Below are 16,962 nucleotides of genomic sequence, written 5' to 3' on the forward strand. Positions count from 1 at the left end.
AGTCGGCTCGATGCTCCTGCACCATGCGCACGGCGCGCTCGCGGACCTCGGGTGAGAACTTGTTTGACTTGGTCATAGCTCCATCTTCTCAAGTGTTGGAGCCTCCTCAAAACCCGGGGCGGTTCATCTTGTTCGTTGGACCCGCCTTGCAGGCGGGTTTTTTGCGTCGCTCTGCAGGCCTGGTGGCTTCTTGCGTGGATGGTTTGCAGTCTTGTACAAGACTGCAAAAAAAATGTGCTCAGAAGCAATTGATTTATCACATCGCAAAATTTGATTGCAAATTACACGAAATTGGCGCGGTCTGTCGAGGACAATGTACGCTGTCCTGTTGGATGACGGTGCACCGCTTCGCGTGAGCGGCGCACACCCCCCATACCTATCGGAGAGACGTACGATGAGTACCAGCAAACCCACCATCATCTACACCCTGACCGACGAGGCGCCGCGCCTGGCTACGGCTTCGTTTCTGCCCATCGTGCGCAGCTTTGGTGCCGCCGCGGGTATTGACGTGGTCGAAAGCGATATTTCGGTGGCCAACCGCATCCTGGGCCAGTTTCCCGAATACCTGAGCGATGCGCAGCGCGTGCCCGATACCTTGTCCGAACTCGGCAAGGAGACGCTGCAGCCGGACGCCAACATCATCAAGCTGCCCAACATCAGCGCCTCGGTCTCGCAGCTCAAGGCGGCTGTGGCCGAGCTGCAGTCCAAGGGTTACAAGATTCCCGATTTCCCGGAAGAGCCCAAGACGGACGAGGAGAAGGACATCCGCGCGCGCTACAACAAGTGCATCGGCTCGGCGGTCAATCCGGTGCTGCGCGAGGGCAACTCCGACCGCCGAGCGCCGCGCGCGGTCAAGGAATACGCGCGCAAGCACCCGCACAGCATGGCCGAGTGGAGCCCTGCGTCACGCTCGCATGTCTCGCACATGATGCACGGCGACTTCTATCACGGCGAGAAGTCGATGACGCTGGACAAGGCGCGCGACGTCAAGATGGAGTTGATCACCAAGGCTGGCAAAACCATCGTGCTCAAGCCCAAGGTCGGCCTGCAGGATCGCGAGGTCATCGACTCGATGTTCATGAGCAAGAAGGCGCTGGTGGATTTCTATGAGAAGCAGATCGAGGACGCGCGCAAGACTGGCGTGATGTTCTCGCTGCACGTCAAGGCGACGATGATGAAGGTCTCACACCCCATCGTGTTCGGCCACTGCGTGAAGATTTTCTACAAGGATGCGTTTGCCAAGCACCAAAAGCTGTTCGACGAACTGGGCGTGAACGTGAACAACGGCATGGTCGATCTGTACGAGAAAATCGCCGTGCTGCCGCAAAGCGTGCAGGACGAGATCAAGGCCGACCTGCATGCCTGCCACGAAAACCGCCCCGAGCTGGCCATGGTCGACTCCAGCAAGGGCATTACCAACTTCCACTCGCCCAACGACATCATCGTCGACGCTTCGATGCCGGCCATGATCAGGAACGGCGGCAAGATGTGGGGCGCGGACGGGCGCCTCAAGGACGTCAAGGCGGTGATGCCCGAATCGACCTTTGCCCGCATCTACCAGGAGATGATCAACTTCTGCAAGTGGCACGGCGCATTCGACCCCAAGACCATGGGCACGGTGCCCAACGTCGGCCTGATGGCGCAGAAGGCTGAGGAATACGGCAGCCACGACAAGACCTTCGAAATTTCCGAGGACGGCGTGGCCAACATCACCGACTTGGAGACAGGCGAGGTGCTGCTCTCGCAGAACGTGGAGGCCGGTGACATCTGGCGCATGTGCCAGGTGAAGGACGCGCCGATCCGCGACTGGGTCAAGCTGGCGGTCACGCGCGCGCGCCAGTCGGGCATGCCCGTCGTCTTCTGGCTCGATCCGTACCGTCCGCACGAGCGTGAGCTGATCACCAAGGTCAAGATGTATCTGCACGAGCACGACACCACCGGCCTCGATATCCAGATCATGAGCCAGGTGCGCGCCATGCGCTACACGCTCGAGCGCGTGATCCGCGGCCAGGACACGATCAGCGCCACCGGCAACATCCTGCGTGACTACCTGACCGACCTGTTCCCCATCATGGAGCTGGGCACCAGCGCCAAGATGCTGTCCATCGTGCCGCTGATGGCCGGCGGCGGCATGTACGAGACGGGCGCAGGCGGCTCGGCGCCCAAGCACGTGCAGCAGCTCACCGAGGAGAACCATCTGCGCTGGGATTCGCTGGGCGAGTTCCTGGCACTGGCGGTGTCGCTGGAAGACCTGGGGCTGAAGAACCACAACGAGCACGCCAAGATCCTGGCCCACACGCTGGACGCCGCCACGGGCAAGCTGCTGGACAACAACAAGAGCCCGTCGCCCAAGACCGGCCAGCTCGACAACCGCGGCAGCCAGTTCTACCTGACGCTGTACTGGGCGCAGGAGCTGGCCGCCCAGACCGAGGACAAGGCGCTGGCCGCCAAGTTTGCCCCGCTGGCCAAGCAGCTGGCCGACAATGAGGTCAAGATCGTCGATGAGCTCAATGGGGTACAGGGCAAGGCGGTTGACATCGGCGGCTACTACCTGCCCGATTCGGCCAAGCTCGACGCGATCATGCGTCCCAGCGGCACCTTCAACGCAGCGCTGGGGACGTTGCAATGATGCGCTAGTGCAGTACATGCGCGGCTGATTCGCGCGGTACCGCAGTACTCGGCAGTTCCCGCAAAGGAGCTGCCGTTTTTTATGTCCGTGCCTGTGCCACGGCTGCCTTGCGGTACAAAAACGCGGCTGCAGCGCAGCCGCGTTATTCCACTTCTATATCAACCGATTACTTTGTCGGCTTCGCTTGTCGTGCTACAGCACTGTCTGCGCTTCACCTTCGCGTACTCGATCGATATAGAAATGGAATTACTCGCTGGTAGATACTGCGCCGCTTGGCTTGCCGCGGCCCAGATCAACCGGCCGCTACGGACTCAGGTTCGGGCGCCTGCGTCGCGGCTGCGGGCAGGAAGGCGTCGGAGAAGCAGGAGTTTTCGTCCAGGCCCTGCGAGATGAAGGCCGGCACTGCCGTCTCGACCATGCGCACCGAGCCGCACAGGTAGACCTCGTAGCCGCTCAGGTCGGCAAAGTCGGCCAGCATGGCCTCGTGAACCAGTCCGGTGCGCCCGCTCCAGTCGTCGCCCACGTGCGGCTCGGACAGCACGGGTACGACCGTGAAGTTGCCGTGCTCGCGCGCCCACTGTTCGCACAGGTCGAGCATGTACAAGTCCTTGCGCTGGCGTACGCCCCAGTACAGGCGCATCGGGCGCTGGATGCCGCGGGCGAACGCATCCTCGACGATGCTCTTGATTGGTGCGAAGCCGGTCGCACCGGCGATGAACAGAATGGGGTAGCTGCTTTCGCGCAGCGTGAACTGGCCGCGCGGCCCTTCGAAGTGGATGGCATCGCCCACTTTCATCGACTCGAAGACCTGGGTGGTGAAGACGCCGCCCTCCATCCTGCGAATGTGCAGCTCGATGCGGCTACCCGCGCCGGGGCGGTTGGCAAACGAGAACGCACGCTTGTGGCCGTCGCCGATCAGGATGTTGATGTACTGGCCGGCGGTGAAGTCGATCTTCTGGTCGTCGGGCAGTTGCAGGATGACTTCCATCACGTCGTCGGCCAGTCGGTGCATCTGCGCGACGTGGGCGGTGTAGACCACCTCCTGGCCCTTGATGACCTTGCTGCCGATCGGATACTCGACCTCGATGGCCATGTCCTGGATGGGCGATGCGCAGCACATCAGCGCCTTGCCCTGGGTTTTTTGGACGTTGGACAGCGCGCTGAGCTGGTAGGGCCGGTGCTCGAAGCCGCCTTGCGCCACGCTGCAGATGCACAGGCCGCAGCCGCCGTTGCGGCAGTCATAGGCCAGGTTCAGGCCTTCGCGCAGGCCGGCGTCCAGAATGGTCTCGCCCTCGCGCACCGTGATTTCGGCGCTGACGCCTTGCTCGCCGTGGATCACGACCTGGTGCGTGTGCTTGGAGCTTTTGCCGAACTTGGGCGGAATCCACGGCATCAGGTAGAGCACGACCGAGCCACCCACCAGCAACAGCCAGACCCATTGCAAAGGCCACTCGGTCAGCAGCGGGAATGCGGCCATGTAGAACCAGTCCAGGTGGATGCTGGTGGCCGCGACGGCCAGGTTGCTCACGCCGCCTTGGCTGTGCGCGGGCACGACCAGCGACAGCACCAGCATCGTCGCCAGCAGGCCGTAGACGATGGGGCGCGGTGGCGTGGTGCGCGCCTTGGGAACGCGCTGCACGTGGATCCACATCAGCATCAGCACGACCAGCGGAATGCCCACGTGCATGAACGACAGCAGCGTGAAGAAGCGGCTACCCACGTGGTCGGAATAGATGAAGTTGCGCATCAGCGAGCCGCTGAACATGGGCAGCCAGTCCAGCCATTCGAAGCTGGTGACGGTGACGTACTGCGCGAGCTGGTCCCAGGGCAGCATGTAGCCGTTGATGCCCGAGACATAGACCATCCAGATCAGCATTACCCCGGTGATCCAGGAGAACGCGCGCAGGCCGCGAAAGCGGTTGAACGCGAAGTAGCGCAACATGTGCAAAAACATGGTCAGCACCATGGCGTCGGACGCATAGCGGTGCACGCTGCGCATGATGCCGCCCAACCACCACTGGCTGGTGCTCAGCGTGACGACCGAGTCGTAGGCCGCGGGGATGCCGGTCTCGAAGAAAACATACAGGTACAGGCCGGTGCCGCCGATCACCCAGAACAGGAAGAAGGTGATGGCGCCCAGGTGGTAGAAGGGGTTGATGCGGTCGCCAAAGGCCTTGTTGAACAAGTCCTCCATGCGCAGGAAAAGCCACTGGAGAACGTTCTGGATGGTTGCGATCATGGAGACTCCCTCAAACGTTGCGCGTTGTTGCCGCGCTCTGGCGCATCGTGCGGACGACGACCACGATGAACAGCAGGCCGCCGATGATGGCGACCAGGCCGCCCAGGCCCATCAGGCCCATGCCGGCGATCTCGGCGGTGCTGCGCAGCACCTGCTCGCTGCCGGCAACCTTGCGCTGCACGCCGTAGCCGCCGGACCACACCAGGCCGATGATGTGCATCAACTGCCCGATGCCGTACAGCCAGGGCTGCCAGGTGGCCAGCCGCCCCTGCGGCGCCGGGTGGCCCAGCGCCGGCAGGATACGGTAGACCGCGCCCATCAGCGCCAGCGTGACGCCGACGATGCAGCCGTGGTAATGCGCCGGGATGCGCACGTTGCTGCCATTGATGATCACGCCGATGACGCCGCCAGCAGTGAACAGCAGCACCGATGAGAGCAGGGCCGCGCGCAGCGGGCGCATGGCATCGTCGCGCAGGCGGGTGGTCAGCGCCGCGGCAACCACGGCCAGCCCGATGGGCACGATAGCCGGGCCACCGCCCAGGCGCATTCCCCAGGTCAGCAGGTTGCGGTACTCGACCGAGGTGACGTCGTATGCCAGATGGGCGTATGGGACGATGAACACGCCGACCAGCGCCAGCAGCAGCATGAGCACCGCGACGCGCGGCGACAGCACCAGGCGCGCGCCGCATGCGCTGGCCAGCCACAGCCAGGCCACCAGCATCATCAGCGTCCAGGTGAACTGCAGCGCGTGGCCGCCGCCCCAGAACAGGATTTCGTAATAGGTCTTGGTATCGAGCCCCTGCGGCGTCTGCAGCCAGGACCAGGCAAAGCTGATCAACGCCATGGCCGCGGCAATGGCCGCCGCGTTCAGGCCGAAATGCAGCGCGCCGCGCCCGTCGTATTGCAACCCCAGCACGGGCGAGGCCAGCAGGCTGCGCGCCACCAGCACCGTGCTGCCCAGCGCAAAGACCACCAGGCCGGCCAGGAACAGGGGGGATTCGAGCACCGGAATGTAGTTGGCCATGACCGGCTCGCCCGGGTCGAGAAAGGGCGACAGCGCCATGGCCAGCGTGCCCGCCGCCGTGACCCACAGCCCGGTCCAGCCCAGGGCGCGCGCGCGGGCGCTGCCGTGCAGGCTCCACAGCAGCCCAGCCATGGCGACGAACCATACCAATACCGAAAGATCCACGTGCAGCACCAGCGAGATGTGGAAAAAATTGGCCGCGGGCAGCCACTGGTTAACGTAAGGTGTGCGCGAGAGCACCAGCAGGATGGAGAAGATGCCCGAGCCGACCAGCGCGGCCAACCCCAGCCACAGCCAGCCGCGTGCCAGCGACAGGCGCGCGTCTTGCGCTAGGTGAAGCTGGTAGCTGCTGCCCGTGCGTGCTGCGGGCGGCGGAGGCGCGGCGGTGTGCGACAGGCCGTTGAGTGTGGGAGTGCGAGGGTTCATTGCAGGACGATGCCTCCCTTGTCCAGGTTGAAGTCAACCACCAGCACCTGCGCCGGCTTGAGGTGGATCGTTTCCTCGCGCTGGTAGGCGAAGTCACCGGTCTGTGCGCTATCGTTCAGGCGCACCGTGATCTGGTGCTCGCCGGCCGGAACGTCTAGCCGCTGGTATACGGTAGAAGAACCGTCGCGCGACAGTCCAGCCGGCGCTGCGGTGCGCTGCAGCACCGTCTTGCCGTCCAGATCCACCTCGATGCTGACCGGCGAGCGCTCGCGTTCGCACTTCATTGCCCTGCGCATGTTTGGTGCCATCTTGGCTTTTTCTTCCTCGGTGTAGGGCCGGCATTCGGCCAGGCGCTGTCCGTGGTGTATGAAGCTGACCTTGATTTGCGCCATGTCCGGGCCAAGCGGATGGTAGACGGGCCAGCGGGTGAACACGGCAATGGCGACGGCAAAGCAGCCATAGAGCAGAGCCTGCCCGGTCCAGTTGAGTGCACGGTTCATTCAATCTTCTCCTCGGCAACAGGCGGGGCGTGCTCGGCCCTGCGTAGGTTTTGTACGGCGGCCAGCAAGGCGGGCGCATCTGCGTGATCGACCCAGGTGGCATGCCAGCGGCTTGCGGGTACCGAGCCGCGCAGTTGCGGCGCGCGCAGGCCCGTCAGTCGCTCGTGCGTCCAGCGCTGACCCAGGCGAAACTCGCAGCCACCTTCACGGCAGCCCGCGACAAGCACGCCATCGGCGCCTGCGCGCAACGCATATTCGATGAAAGAGGGTGGAAGCATGCCGGCACAGATCAGGCCGCATTGCAGTACGTCTGGCGCGAGTATGCGGGTTTGTACCCCCTGGTCGCAACCAAAGACCACGTACCGACGGGGGCCGGGCAATGCCTGCAGGCCTTGCTCCAGCGTGCGCCGCAACGCGTCTATGGGCAACTGCGGCATGTCGATGCCGGTGACCAGTTGCTCGGTGCTGCGAAACGGCGTCGATGACGGGCAGGAGCCCGCGCAGATGCCGCAGCTGGCGCACAGGTCGGCGTCCACGGCAGCCATGCGCATGCTGGCGCGTCCATTGGCGTGGGGCACCATGGTGATGGCAGAGTAGGGGCAGTCGTCGAAGCAGCGCATGCAGCCGCTGCAGTGCTCAGGGTAGACGACGGCCACGGGTGGCCGGGTACCGGCGGGCAGCAGCACCGGCAGCATGAGCAAGCTGAACGCGGCCAGCACCAGCGCCCAGCCCGTCCAGGGCGATGTGGCGTCGACCAGCGGATGGATGAACAGCACGAACCAGTCCAGTGCCAGCGCGCCGGGGGCGCTCGCTAGGTCGGCCGGGCCCTGGCTGCGCACCGGAAGCGCCAGGCTGAGCAGCAGCAAGACCAGCAGGCTGCCCCAGGCCAGCGCGCGCGGCGGCATGATGTGCGCGTGTGCAATGCGCTGGATGTGGAACCACAGGCCGAAGACCAGCAGCAGCGGCACGCCGATGTGCATGAAGACGAACAGGGTGAGCAGGCGGTCGCCCAGGCTGGCGGCATCCAGGAAGTTGCGCGCCAGCGGCGAGGCGAACAGTGGCAATGCGTCCAGCCACTCGGCGGTGCTGGTCACGGAGTACTGGCCCAGGCGATCCCAGTTCAGCCAGAAGCCGTTGATCGCGCTGATGAAGAACAGTGCGACCAGTGGCACGCCGGTGATCCACGGCATGCGCCGGAAGTGCTTGAAATGCCCCAGCGCCCATTCGCGCACGACATGCACGGCCAGGACGATGGCGAAGGCGTCGGTGGCGTAGCGGTGCGTGCCGCGCAGCAGGTCGCCCAGCCGCCAGGGCGTGTCGGCCAGGGCGGCGATCGACGTGTAGGCTCCGGCGGCGGAGGTGTCCAGCAGGATGTAGAGGATGACGCCCGAGGCCATCAGCAGCCACAGCAGCCAGACCGCCAGCGCACCCAGGTGCTTGAGCGGGTTGGCCTGCGGGCCGCACAGCCCGTCCAGGGCGTGCTCCAGCGCGCGCCATGCGGCGGCGCCGCGCGACGCCGAGGAGGCGGTTGTGAAATGTATGCCGCCGCGGGCAAGGGTGGCTGTTGCGGGCGAGGCCATGGGGCTGGCGTGCGTCAAACGGCGCCGCGCCCCCCTTTGCCATGGGTGCGTTTGCGGCTGGAGCGCAATTCGTTGATGAAGAAGGCGAGCATCACGATGAAAAAGGTCACGCCCCCGGCGATCTGGATGGGCAGCGTGTAGTCGACCTTGTAGGCGCCGGTCTTGGGGTCATAGACGGTGCACATGATGCGGACTCTGTCCTTGAGGTTGCTCAGCAGGCTATTGGCCGGACTGAAGGGCTTGCCCGCCAGCAGCATCTTGAGCGGCTCGCCCAGGTCACCCGGCGTGATCTCGATGCCGTAGACCTGGTGCACGATGCGCCCGTCGGCGTCCAGCACCGACACCTGCAGCACGTGGTCAAAGCCCGCCGGGGTGGCCTCGAAGGCGAAGCCGAAGTTCGCGGCCAGCGCGGGGACGATGGCCATGGGGGGGCTCAGAAAGTCCCAGTTGGGCTGGTTGATGCCGTTTTGCGTGGCAAAGGCCTTCATGGCCTGCGGTGAGTCGGCCGGCTGGTTGAAGCCGATGCTGACGACGTTGAACTGGTTGTCGCCCAGGCTCTTGCGCAGCTCGCGCACCGTCTCCTGCAGCGACTTGGTGGTCGTCGGGCAGATCTGGAAGCAACCGGTATAGATGAAACTCACCAGCAGCGGCTTGCCGCGAAAAGAGGCCAGCGAGACCGGGCGGCCGTCACGATTGAGCAGGACGTGCTCGCCCACGCGCTGGCCGACGGCTTCCTTGCTCAACTGCAGGGCGGCTTCGCGATCCAGCCCCTTGCCCTGCGCGCTGGCCGGGGATGGGCTCACCATCACCGTTGCCAGGGCCAGCAGCAGAGCCAGGCCTGGCAGCCACTGGATTGCCTGGCGCCCGCTGCGCTTGATCCACCTGCCCACGCCCCGGCCCTCCTAGCGAATGGCGGCGTCGATACTGGCGGCCGCCAGAAGAACGCTCAGTTGGATGAGGGATGCGAAGAACGACGCCATGGCCGTGGCGCGCACGGGGTTGCGCACCAGCAGCCACGATTTGTGCACGAAGTGCAGGCCGCCGGCGAGCGCGCCGAGCGCGTAGACCCAGCCCGCGCCATAGAGCAGGGGCAGCAGCGATGCGACGAATAGCGCTACGGTGCTGATGAGCACCGCCTGCGCCGCGCGTTGGGGGCCGACGACCACGGGCAGCATCGGTACGCCGGCCTTGGCGTAGTCATCGCTGTTGGCAATCGCCAGGCTCCAGAAGTGCGGCGGCGTCCACAAGAACAGCACCAGCGCCAGCAACCAGGGCAGAGGGCTGATGCCCGGATCCACGGCCGCTGCGCCCGCGAGCACGGCAAAGCTGCCGGCCAGCCCGCCAATGACGATGTTCATCGAGGTGCGGCGCTTGAGCCACAGCGTGTAGACCACGCCATAGAAGAAGGCGCCCAGAAAGACGTGCAGGGCCGCTGCGCCGTTGAAGGCCGTCCAGGCCGCCGTCACCGCGGCGGCCAGCATCAGCGCCATCAGCGCAAGCCAGCCCGGGTGGTGAGGCAGCGCGCCGGTGACGAAGGCACGGCGGGCCGTGCGCTTCATCAGGCGATCGCTCTGGTACTCCACATACTGATTGAATGCCCCCGCACTGGCCGACGCCGTCAGGACCGACAGCGCCAGCACCAGCACCTGCAGCCAGGTAACCGATGGGCCGGGCGTGATCGCCATGCCCACCAGTGCGGTGATCATGATCAGCACACCGATGCGCAGCTTGAACAGGGAGATGACGTCACGCGTCACCTGCACCATGCCGCGCCCGGTGGCCTGCATCGAGGTCGTATGCATTGCGCGCACTTTCTCCTCGATCAGCTCAGGCCCCACAGCTGGCTGAGGTACTTCCAGTTGACGAAGTAGTACAGGATGAAGGCCAGCAGGAAGACCATGGCCAGCACGAAGGTACCGGGAGCGACGAAGCCGGCCGAGCCGTAGGTCTGCAGCGGAGGCGTGGGGGCTGCGCGCATCAGGCGCGTGAACTTCGGGCTGGTGGCGCCAGCGTCCAGGCGCTTGCCCCACAGCAGCGAGCCCACGGTGATGTAGATGAAGATCGCGCCGCCGAAGATGGCGATCACGCCGCTGATGCCGACCAGGCCCATCATCAGGTAGGCAGCGCCCGGCCACTCATAGGCCAGCGCGTTGCCGCTGAAGGCCATGTCCCAGTGGCGGCGCGAGACGCCCAGCGTGCCCGCTCCCATCATCACCAGGCAAAAGAAGTACATGGTGAAGCCGAACAGGTAGGGCTGGATCTTGGCCAGGCCGGGATTGATCATCTCGCGGCGGAACAGCACCGGGATCAGGAAGTAGGTCAGGCCCATGAAGGTCAGCGTCGTGCCGATCACCACGGTGGCGTGGAAGTGTCCGGGTACATAGATGGTGTTGTGGATCAGCAGGTTCAGCTGCTCGGTACCCATCATCACGCCGGTGATGCCGCCCAGGAAGCCGAAGCCCACGAGTGAGATGAACACGGAGGAGAACGTCGGGTTGCCCCAGGGCGCCTTGCGCAGCCACTCGAACAGGCCCTTGTTGAAGCCTTTGGCACGCTGGGCCACTTCCATGGCGCCGGGAATCGACAGTGCGTGGATCATCGACGCCAGCACGGCAAAGTACATGAAGTAGCTGGTGTTTACGATCTTCCACTCAGTGCTCACGCCGGGATCGGCGAGGATGTGGTGCGCACTTGCCAGCTGCAGGAACAGGATGTACAGCAGGAAGGCGCCGCGGCTGACGCGCTCGGACATGGGCTTGGCGCCCAGCGCGATGGCGGCGACGGCATACCACACCGAAATATGGGCTGCCACGTTGATCTGCTGCGAGGAGTGGCCCAGCGCCCACCAGATGATGCGGTAGGCCAGTGGGTCGACGTTATCGATCCAGCCCAGCGACAGGAACAGCGTCGGCACCAGGATGATGGCACCCGAGCTGAGCGTGAACACGGCGATGATGGCGGCGGTGATGGCACCGAAGGTGACCAGCGGCACCGAGCCTTCGTAGGTGTTCTCGCGCTTGGCGACGACGAGCGTGCCGAAGAACACGAAGCAGGCGATGAGCGCGCCGACGGCAAACAGGACGATGCCGAAGTAGAACGTCCAGTGCGCCATCATCGGCACGTAGGAGGTCATCATCACGCTGGACTCGCCCTGGAAGACGGCCACGTTGTTGATGACCGCGCCGATCAGCATTAGCGCGTATGCCAGCCAGGCGATCTTGGGCGTGGCGATGCGACAGCGCAGCAAGGTCGATGCGGCGAAGTACAGGATGGCGATCTCGAAGAAGATCAGCCAGTAGATCAGCATGTCCAGACCATGGGCCGTCAGCACCATGTAGAAGGTGTCGGCCGGCAGCCAGTGCACGGCGGGCCAGCGCGTGAGCACGACGCCGATGGCCAGCAGGCCGCCGACCAGCAGGGCGACGACGGCGGTGACGGCGTTGGCCTTGATCAGGCTTTCCGCCTGGGCTTCGAATTGCAGGCCCGATCGTGGGCAGGTGCGGTATGTGGTTTGTGTGGTCATGTTGTCTCCCCCTGCATTACTTTACGTACAGGCGGCCGACCATCTCGTGGTGACCAATGCCGCAAAACTCATTGCACACGATGGAGTACATGCCCGATTCGTTGGGCGTGATCTTGATCACGTGCTCATAGCCGGGCACCACCTGGATGTTGATGTTGTTGGGCTGCAGCGAGAAGCCGTGGTTGTAGTCCATCGAGGTCATGTGAAGCTTGTAGGTCTTGCCCTTTTCCAGCTCGAGAATGGGCCACCAGTTCCATAGGCGTCCAATCAAGTAGATGTCCTCGCCCTCGGGCGGAGCGACGACCGGCACTTCCTGCTCGGTTTCGGTGCGAACCGTGTATTTGTCGACAAAGGCCTGGGTGCGCTCGGTAAACTGGCCGACGTCGACCTTGTAGGTCTCGGTTGACAGGTTTTGCTTGCCGTAGACGTGCCAGAACACCATCATGAAAAACATCACCATGCACCAGATGAAGGCGATGGCGATCCAGATGGCTTCCAGACGATCCAGCGGGTGTTTCCACCACAACCTCTCCGAAGGCGGCAGGATTGCACTCATGTTGAGTCTCCTCAGTTTTTATTTGGCGACGGGAATGGTCAGAACGTCGATGAAGCCCCACAGGTTGTAGACAATCATCGGAATCATCACGCCCAGGAACAGCAGCAGAAAAGGGTTGTCCAGCAGTTGCTGCATCAGCGGGACTTTCTCGTTTTCGTCGTCGTGGTGACTCATCGTTCACTCCTTGGAAGTTACCGGTTAAGACACGTAATTGTTGACCTTTGTCATCAAGTGTTCGTGACATGGATCAAACATTTGACGGAACTTTAGCCTGCCAAAGGCAGAGTGAGAAGTCCTGACGATCGCATCGGGCTGGGAGGTGCTATCAAAAAATGTTCAATCGAAACGGTTTTTTCGATGAATGGCATTGAAAGCCACGCTGATTTTTTCTGCAGCCTTTTCACCACAAGACAAACTCAGGGGGATTGGAAACATGGATTGCGACCTTGCTTTGCTGCAGCGGCGGCGCCATCTGGTGCGCCGCATGGCGTGGCTGTGCGCTGCGCTGATGCTGTGCATCATCAGTTTGAGCGCTTATATGCGCCTGTCCAAGGAGGCCGTCCGTTGCGCGCCATGGCCTCAATGCCAGGTGCAGGCACTGGGTGCGGATGGCACGGCCACACCGGCGCCGGCGCAAACGCCAGCAGCCTTGAAACTGGTGCACCGGGTGGTAGCAAGCGCTACTTTGCTGGTGCTGCTTCTGATGCTGGTCGTGTCGGCAACGTCCACGCCGCGCTTGTGGTCAGAGTCACGCGGTACGCTGATCCTGCTGGTTCTGGCGATTTTTCTGGCCGTGTTGGGGCGTTGGTCTGCGCAACCCGGTCTGCCCGGGGTGGTGCTGGGAAATTTGCTTGCCGGGCTGCTGATGTTTGCCCTGGCGATCCGCCTGGTGTGCGTCGCAGGTGGGAGCCGCGCGCAAAGCATGCGTGGCGGCATGATGGGCGCATGGATATGCATGCTGCTGATCTGCTTGCAGGTGCTGCTGGGCGGTCTGGTCAGCGCCCGGCATGCAGGCTTGAGCTGTCCCGTCTTTGGCGCTTGCGTGGCGGATGCATCGGGCGGGTTGGGGGCACTGCTGTCCTGGGTCTCGCCGTCGGCGACGGCGCTGACGCAGGAGCAGGGGGCTTTCCTGCAACTCGCCCACCGCATCGCTGGCGTGGCACTGGTGGCGGTACTGTGGGCGTTTTCCTGGCGTCTGTGGCGGGCCGACCGACGGGGCGTGGCAGCCGCCGTGGCGCTGCTGGCTGCGCTGCAGCCGTTGGTTGGATTGGTGGTGGTTGCCTGGCAGCAGCCGCTACCACTCGTCTTGCTGCACAACCTGCTGGCGGCCGCGTTGCTGGCACTGCTTGCGGCCCAGACCGTGCGGGTGGAACGCTAGGAAACTGTTGTGCGGGATGAAAAAAAGCCTGGCTACGCGAGGTGCTCCTCGTTGGCTGGCCAATCGACTCTTGGGATCTTGTGATCCACGAGTCGCCCCACGATGATCTTTACTTGGTCAGGATCAGCTTGCCCTGCTTGGTGGTCTGCAGCCGGTAGACGCGGCCGTTGTGCACGATGGTCATGACCTTGCGTCCCTGCATCAAGGTTTCGCTGTGCATCACCCGTTCCGGGCTGTTCGGCGTTGTGACTCCATGCGACACCATGATGGGAAGGGTTTCAAATCGATTCGAGTAGAGATTGGTCATGACGATGAAACCGTTGATGCGTCGTTGATTCTGATGCGCTAATGATAATCATTATCATCAATAAGTCAACGGATTTTTATCGATTCCAATGTAACCATCCATGGCTCAATTGGATTCAGGGATTGGGCTCGGTCACGAAGCCGATTTTGTGCAGGCCGGCGCGCTGCAGGGCGGACATGAGCTGCGCCACGCGCTCGTAGCGCACATCTTTGTCGCCCTGGATATGCAGGTCGGGTTGCGGAATTTTTTGCGCCTCGGCCTGCAGCAGTGGTTCAAGCTCCTCATCGGAGAGGGTGCGCTCGTTCCAGTGGTACACGCCATCGGCGGTCACCGACAGGCGGATGGTCTCCGGCTGGATGATTTCGCGCTCGTTGCTCGCGCGCGGCAAGTCTACCGGCACGGCATGTTTCATTACTGGCACGGTGATGATGAAGATGATGAGCAAAACCAGCATGACGTCCACCAGCGGCGTCATGTTGATTTCATTCATCACCTCATCGGATTCGTCCTGGGTTCCGAAAGCCATGGCGCATCAGCCTTTCTTCATCGGGACGACCTTGCCTGCCTCGCCTGGAACGTTCACGCGCGCGCCGGTGACGAAGTATGCATGCAGGCCATGGGCAAAGCTGTTGAGCTGGCTGAGAATGAACTTGTTGCCCCGTACCAGCGCGTTGTAGCCGAGCACCGCAGGAATGGCCACGGCCAGGCCCAGCGCAGTCATGATCAACGCTTCGCCAATGGGGCCAGCGACCTTGTCGATGGTCGACTGCCCCGATGCGCCGATGGCGGCCAGCGCGTGGTAAATGCCCCAGACCGTGCCGAAAAGGCCAATGAATGGAGCGGTGGAGCCCACCGAGGCCAGGATGGCCAAGCCCGATTGCAGGCGGGCCGTGAATTCGTCGATGGTGTTGCGCAGGCAGCGGGTGATCCAGTCGCTTACGTCCAGGCTGTCGTGCAGGTGTTCCTGGGTGTTGCGATGGTGCGCCGTGGCTTCGCGCCCTTCCAGGGCCAGATGGCGGAAGGGGTTGCTCGGGTCGGCGCCAAGCTTGCTCAGACCGGCGGCAAAGTCCTCGCTGTGCCAGAAGTCGCGTGCGGCGCGTGCGTCGCGTTTGTAACGCACGATGTCCAGTGCCTTGATCAGGATGACCACCCAGGACGCCACGGACATGAGCAGCAGTATCAGTGCAGTTCCGCGGGTGACCCAGTCACCCTGAATCCAGACGTTGGCGAGGCCAAATTGCGATTCCATGAAAACTCCTGCAGATGATTATTGAGTGAGAACGAAATGGATGGGTTGCTGGTACCACATGGCTTCGGGTGTACCGTTGCGCGTACCTGGGACGAAGCGCCAGCGTGAGACGGTGCTCAGCGCCTGCCGATCCAGGCGATCAAAGCCGCTAGATTGCTTGACTTCGATTTTTTGCACTCGCCCATCAGTGCCGATCAGCACATTGAGCAGCACGGCGCCTTGTTCGCCCAGACGGCGGCTGACTGCGGGGTAGACCGGGGGCGGGTTGTTCAAATAGCTGGCGCTGCTGGATGGCTGGGTCAGCGCTGGGGCGGGAGTTCCGGTCGCTGCTGCGGCGCTGTTGGACGCGCTGCTCTGGCTGGGTTGTTGCTTGGTGGTCGGCTGAGTGCTCGCCTGCGTATCCACCGCCGGAGCAGCCGTGGCTTCCTCGACGGCGGGTGTGGGTTCACTGACTGGCACTTCGATGGCTGGTGCCGGGTCGATGCGCTCGACCGGACGCGGCGCGGGCGCGATCGGTTTGCGCTTGATGGGGGGCGCGGGTTTGGGTTTGACGGACTCAGGCGCGGGTTTTGGCGGTACCGGCTTGGGCTCAGGCGGTTGCACCGGAGCCGGGGGCGCTGGCTCGGGCGCGGGCGCAGCTGCCGGCGTGATGAGCCGGCTGATGACGGCGACCGGTACGACGATCTCGACGGAAGGGCTTTTGAGCCCAGCCTGGAGGCTGGTCAACGCCAGTGCGTGCAGCGCCAACACCAGCATGGCGATCGTGGCATTGCGGCGAAAGCTGGCCACGGGCGGGCAGGTGGTTTCGAACGACATGGAAACAGGGCGCCCGGTAAAGAGCGTGAGCAGGGGCGCGGCGGCGAAGAGAAATCAGCGGTTCACAATCCAGCGGACAGCGCACAGGATGATGAGCGCACTTCCAGCCAGGGACAGCCACGCCATCATGGCGCGCTCCGGAGCGAGGCCATATGCTGCGTATCGCCCTTGTGGATGGCTGCTATGGGGCTGGCGGCGCAGCATTGTGCAACAACGTCGCGTGCGCTGCTTTCGCAACATCCGCATTGCGTAGCCACACCCAATTCCAACTGGATTTCATCAAAGCTCAAACCGGCACGCACCTGGCGTGCGATTTCACGGTCAGAGATACGGTGGCAGACACAGACGATCATGGCGGCACATGCGAAATGTTCAAAGACGAGCGCATTATAAATGCGAATCCATCGCATTTGCAATGCTGATGCATCAGTATCTCGCTGGGTGCGGTCGCATGGGCGCTGGAGATGAAAAAGCCGGCATGCAGCCCAATGCCAGTCAGTTAACCTGCTGACTGGCATTTTTTGGTTGGGAACTTGCTGCGAGAGCGTTTGACCTCACGCGGGAAGGATCGCTCAGTGCGACGAGGCGGGAGCACAAAGTAACGAGTTCGCCCTGAACAATTCCGTTTTCAACTGCCGGCAGGCTGGTGCTCATGCGAAGCGGCGAGCAGCACAGCAATGACAGCCTGCATCGACAGCCCGAATCGGGCGCAATAAAGCCGCAGTGCGGCCAGGA

At 63.3% G+C, this 16,962-nt stretch carries 16 protein-coding genes; 2 read left to right on the forward strand and 14 right to left on the reverse strand.

From position 1 onward, the window contains the following. Positions 1-394 precede the first annotated feature (394 nt). Positions 395-2,629 carry an NADP-dependent isocitrate dehydrogenase gene (locus ABD767_RS16580; protein ID WP_344869964.1) on the forward strand — a complete coding sequence of 745 codons (2,235 nt, stop codon included), beginning with the start codon at positions 395-397 and terminating at the stop codon, positions 2,627-2,629. 292 nt (positions 2,630-2,921) lie between these two features. Here the strand turns inward: ABD767_RS16580 and ABD767_RS16585 are convergent, their stop codons facing one another. From ABD767_RS16585 to ABD767_RS16625, 9 genes are read right to left on the reverse strand one after another with little or no spacing between them, the layout of a single operon-like run. Next, positions 2,922-4,868: a cytochrome b N-terminal domain-containing protein gene (locus tag ABD767_RS16585; protein ID WP_103046068.1), complete on the reverse strand. Its 1,947-nt coding sequence runs from the start codon at positions 4,866-4,868 to the stop codon at positions 2,922-2,924. Positions 4,869-4,878: 10 nt separating this feature from the next. Next, complete coding sequence (locus tag ABD767_RS16590; protein WP_103046069.1) at positions 4,879-6,318, reverse strand: cbb3-type cytochrome c oxidase subunit I; 1,440 nt, start codon at positions 6,316-6,318, stop codon at positions 4,879-4,881. After that, positions 6,315-6,818 carry a hypothetical protein gene (locus ABD767_RS16595; RefSeq protein WP_103046070.1) on the reverse strand — a complete coding sequence of 168 codons (504 nt, stop codon included), beginning with the start codon at positions 6,816-6,818 and terminating at the stop codon, positions 6,315-6,317. Before ABD767_RS16595 ends, ABD767_RS16590 begins: the two co-directional genes overlap by 4 nt. After that, positions 6,815-8,398, reverse strand: a complete 1,584-nt coding sequence (locus ABD767_RS16600; RefSeq protein WP_103046071.1) for a hydrogenase iron-sulfur subunit — start codon at positions 8,396-8,398, stop codon at positions 6,815-6,817. Before ABD767_RS16600 ends, ABD767_RS16595 begins: the two co-directional genes overlap by 4 nt. 14 nt (positions 8,399-8,412) lie before the next feature. Next, on the reverse strand, positions 8,413-9,288 hold the full coding sequence (locus ABD767_RS16605) for an SCO family protein (protein ID WP_344869965.1): 876 nt from the start codon (positions 9,286-9,288) through the stop codon (positions 8,413-8,415). A 12-nt stretch (positions 9,289-9,300) separates the two neighbouring features. After that, positions 9,301-10,200, reverse strand: a complete 900-nt coding sequence (cyoE, locus tag ABD767_RS16610) for a heme o synthase (RefSeq protein ID WP_103046080.1) — start codon at positions 10,198-10,200, stop codon at positions 9,301-9,303. 20 nt (positions 10,201-10,220) lie between these two features. Beyond that, positions 10,221-11,921, reverse strand: a complete 1,701-nt coding sequence (locus ABD767_RS16615; protein ID WP_103046072.1) for a cbb3-type cytochrome c oxidase subunit I — start codon at positions 11,919-11,921, stop codon at positions 10,221-10,223. Between the two features lie 16 nt (positions 11,922-11,937). Beyond that, entirely contained in the window at positions 11,938-12,477 is a 540-nt protein-coding gene (locus tag ABD767_RS16620) for a cupredoxin domain-containing protein (protein ID WP_103046073.1), read from the reverse strand. A gap of 18 nt (positions 12,478-12,495) precedes the next feature. Further along, complete coding sequence (locus tag ABD767_RS16625; protein WP_344869966.1) at positions 12,496-12,651, reverse strand: hypothetical protein; 156 nt, start codon at positions 12,649-12,651, stop codon at positions 12,496-12,498. Positions 12,652-12,838: 187 nt separating this feature from the next. Here ABD767_RS16625 and ABD767_RS16630 point away from each other — a divergent pair, with 187 nt between their 5' ends. After that, positions 12,839-13,855, forward strand: a complete 1,017-nt coding sequence (locus ABD767_RS16630) for a COX15/CtaA family protein (RefSeq protein ID WP_344869967.1) — start codon at positions 12,839-12,841, stop codon at positions 13,853-13,855. A gap of 109 nt (positions 13,856-13,964) precedes the next feature. Here ABD767_RS16630 and hemP read toward each other — a convergent pair whose 3' ends face one another. The 5 genes from hemP to ABD767_RS16655 all read right to left on the reverse strand — a co-directional run bounded on the left by hemP (position 13,965) and on the right by ABD767_RS16655 (position 16,580). Then, positions 13,965-14,075: a hemin uptake protein HemP gene (hemP, locus tag ABD767_RS16635; RefSeq protein WP_425549937.1), complete on the reverse strand. Its 111-nt coding sequence runs from the start codon at positions 14,073-14,075 to the stop codon at positions 13,965-13,967. A gap of 202 nt (positions 14,076-14,277) precedes the next feature. Beyond that, complete coding sequence (locus ABD767_RS16640; protein WP_103046075.1) at positions 14,278-14,688, reverse strand: biopolymer transporter ExbD; 411 nt, start codon at positions 14,686-14,688, stop codon at positions 14,278-14,280. Between the two features lie 6 nt (positions 14,689-14,694). Continuing rightward, positions 14,695-15,411, reverse strand: a complete 717-nt coding sequence (locus ABD767_RS16645; protein ID WP_103046076.1) for a MotA/TolQ/ExbB proton channel family protein — start codon at positions 15,409-15,411, stop codon at positions 14,695-14,697. Positions 15,412-15,429: 18 nt separating this feature from the next. Further along, positions 15,430-16,227, reverse strand: a complete 798-nt coding sequence (locus tag ABD767_RS16650) for an energy transducer TonB (protein WP_103046077.1) — start codon at positions 16,225-16,227, stop codon at positions 15,430-15,432. 125 nt (positions 16,228-16,352) lie between these two features. Continuing rightward, positions 16,353-16,580: a (2Fe-2S)-binding protein gene (locus ABD767_RS16655; RefSeq protein ID WP_103046078.1), complete on the reverse strand. Its 228-nt coding sequence runs from the start codon at positions 16,578-16,580 to the stop codon at positions 16,353-16,355. Positions 16,581-16,962: the final 382 nt, after the last annotated feature.

It is taken from the genome of Comamonas faecalis (genome assembly GCF_039538025.1).
Taxonomy (GTDB): Bacteria; Pseudomonadota; Gammaproteobacteria; order Burkholderiales; family Burkholderiaceae_C; genus Comamonas_C; species Comamonas_C faecalis.

What these genes read in the sequence shown, in the direction of transcription:
- ABD767_RS16580 (WP_344869964.1), top strand. Translation starts at nt 395, where the DNA reads ATGAGTACCAGCAAACCCACCATCATCTACACCCTGACCGACGAGGCG.
- ABD767_RS16585 (WP_103046068.1), bottom strand. Translation starts at nt 4,868, where the DNA reads ATGATCGCAACCATCCAGAACGTTCTCCAGTGGCTTTTCCTGCGCATG.
- ABD767_RS16590 (WP_103046069.1), bottom strand. Translation starts at nt 6,318, where the DNA reads ATGAACCCTCGCACTCCCACACTCAACGGCCTGTCGCACACCGCCGCG.
- ABD767_RS16595 (WP_103046070.1), bottom strand. Translation starts at nt 6,818, where the DNA reads ATGAACCGTGCACTCAACTGGACCGGGCAGGCTCTGCTCTATGGCTGC.
- ABD767_RS16600 (WP_103046071.1), bottom strand. Translation starts at nt 8,398, where the DNA reads ATGGCCTCGCCCGCAACAGCCACCCTTGCCCGCGGCGGCATACATTTC.
- cyoE (WP_103046080.1), bottom strand. Translation starts at nt 10,200, where the DNA reads ATGCATACGACCTCGATGCAGGCCACCGGGCGCGGCATGGTGCAGGTG.
- ABD767_RS16615 (WP_103046072.1), bottom strand. Translation starts at nt 11,921, where the DNA reads ATGACCACACAAACCACATACCGCACCTGCCCACGATCGGGCCTGCAA.
- ABD767_RS16620 (WP_103046073.1), bottom strand. Translation starts at nt 12,477, where the DNA reads ATGAGTGCAATCCTGCCGCCTTCGGAGAGGTTGTGGTGGAAACACCCG.
- ABD767_RS16625 (WP_344869966.1), bottom strand. Translation starts at nt 12,651, where the DNA reads ATGAGTCACCACGACGACGAAAACGAGAAAGTCCCGCTGATGCAGCAA.
- ABD767_RS16630 (WP_344869967.1), top strand. Translation starts at nt 12,839, where the DNA reads ATGGCATTGAAAGCCACGCTGATTTTTTCTGCAGCCTTTTCACCACAA.
- hemP (WP_425549937.1), bottom strand. Translation starts at nt 14,075, where the DNA reads ATGCACAGCGAAACCTTGATGCAGGGACGCAAGGTCATGACCATCGTG.
- ABD767_RS16640 (WP_103046075.1), bottom strand. Translation starts at nt 14,688, where the DNA reads ATGGCTTTCGGAACCCAGGACGAATCCGATGAGGTGATGAATGAAATC.
- ABD767_RS16645 (WP_103046076.1), bottom strand. Translation starts at nt 15,411, where the DNA reads ATGGAATCGCAATTTGGCCTCGCCAACGTCTGGATTCAGGGTGACTGG.
- ABD767_RS16650 (WP_103046077.1), bottom strand. Translation starts at nt 16,227, where the DNA reads ATGTCGTTCGAAACCACCTGCCCGCCCGTGGCCAGCTTTCGCCGCAAT.
- ABD767_RS16655 (WP_103046078.1), bottom strand. Translation starts at nt 16,580, where the DNA reads ATGATCGTCTGTGTCTGCCACCGTATCTCTGACCGTGAAATCGCACGC.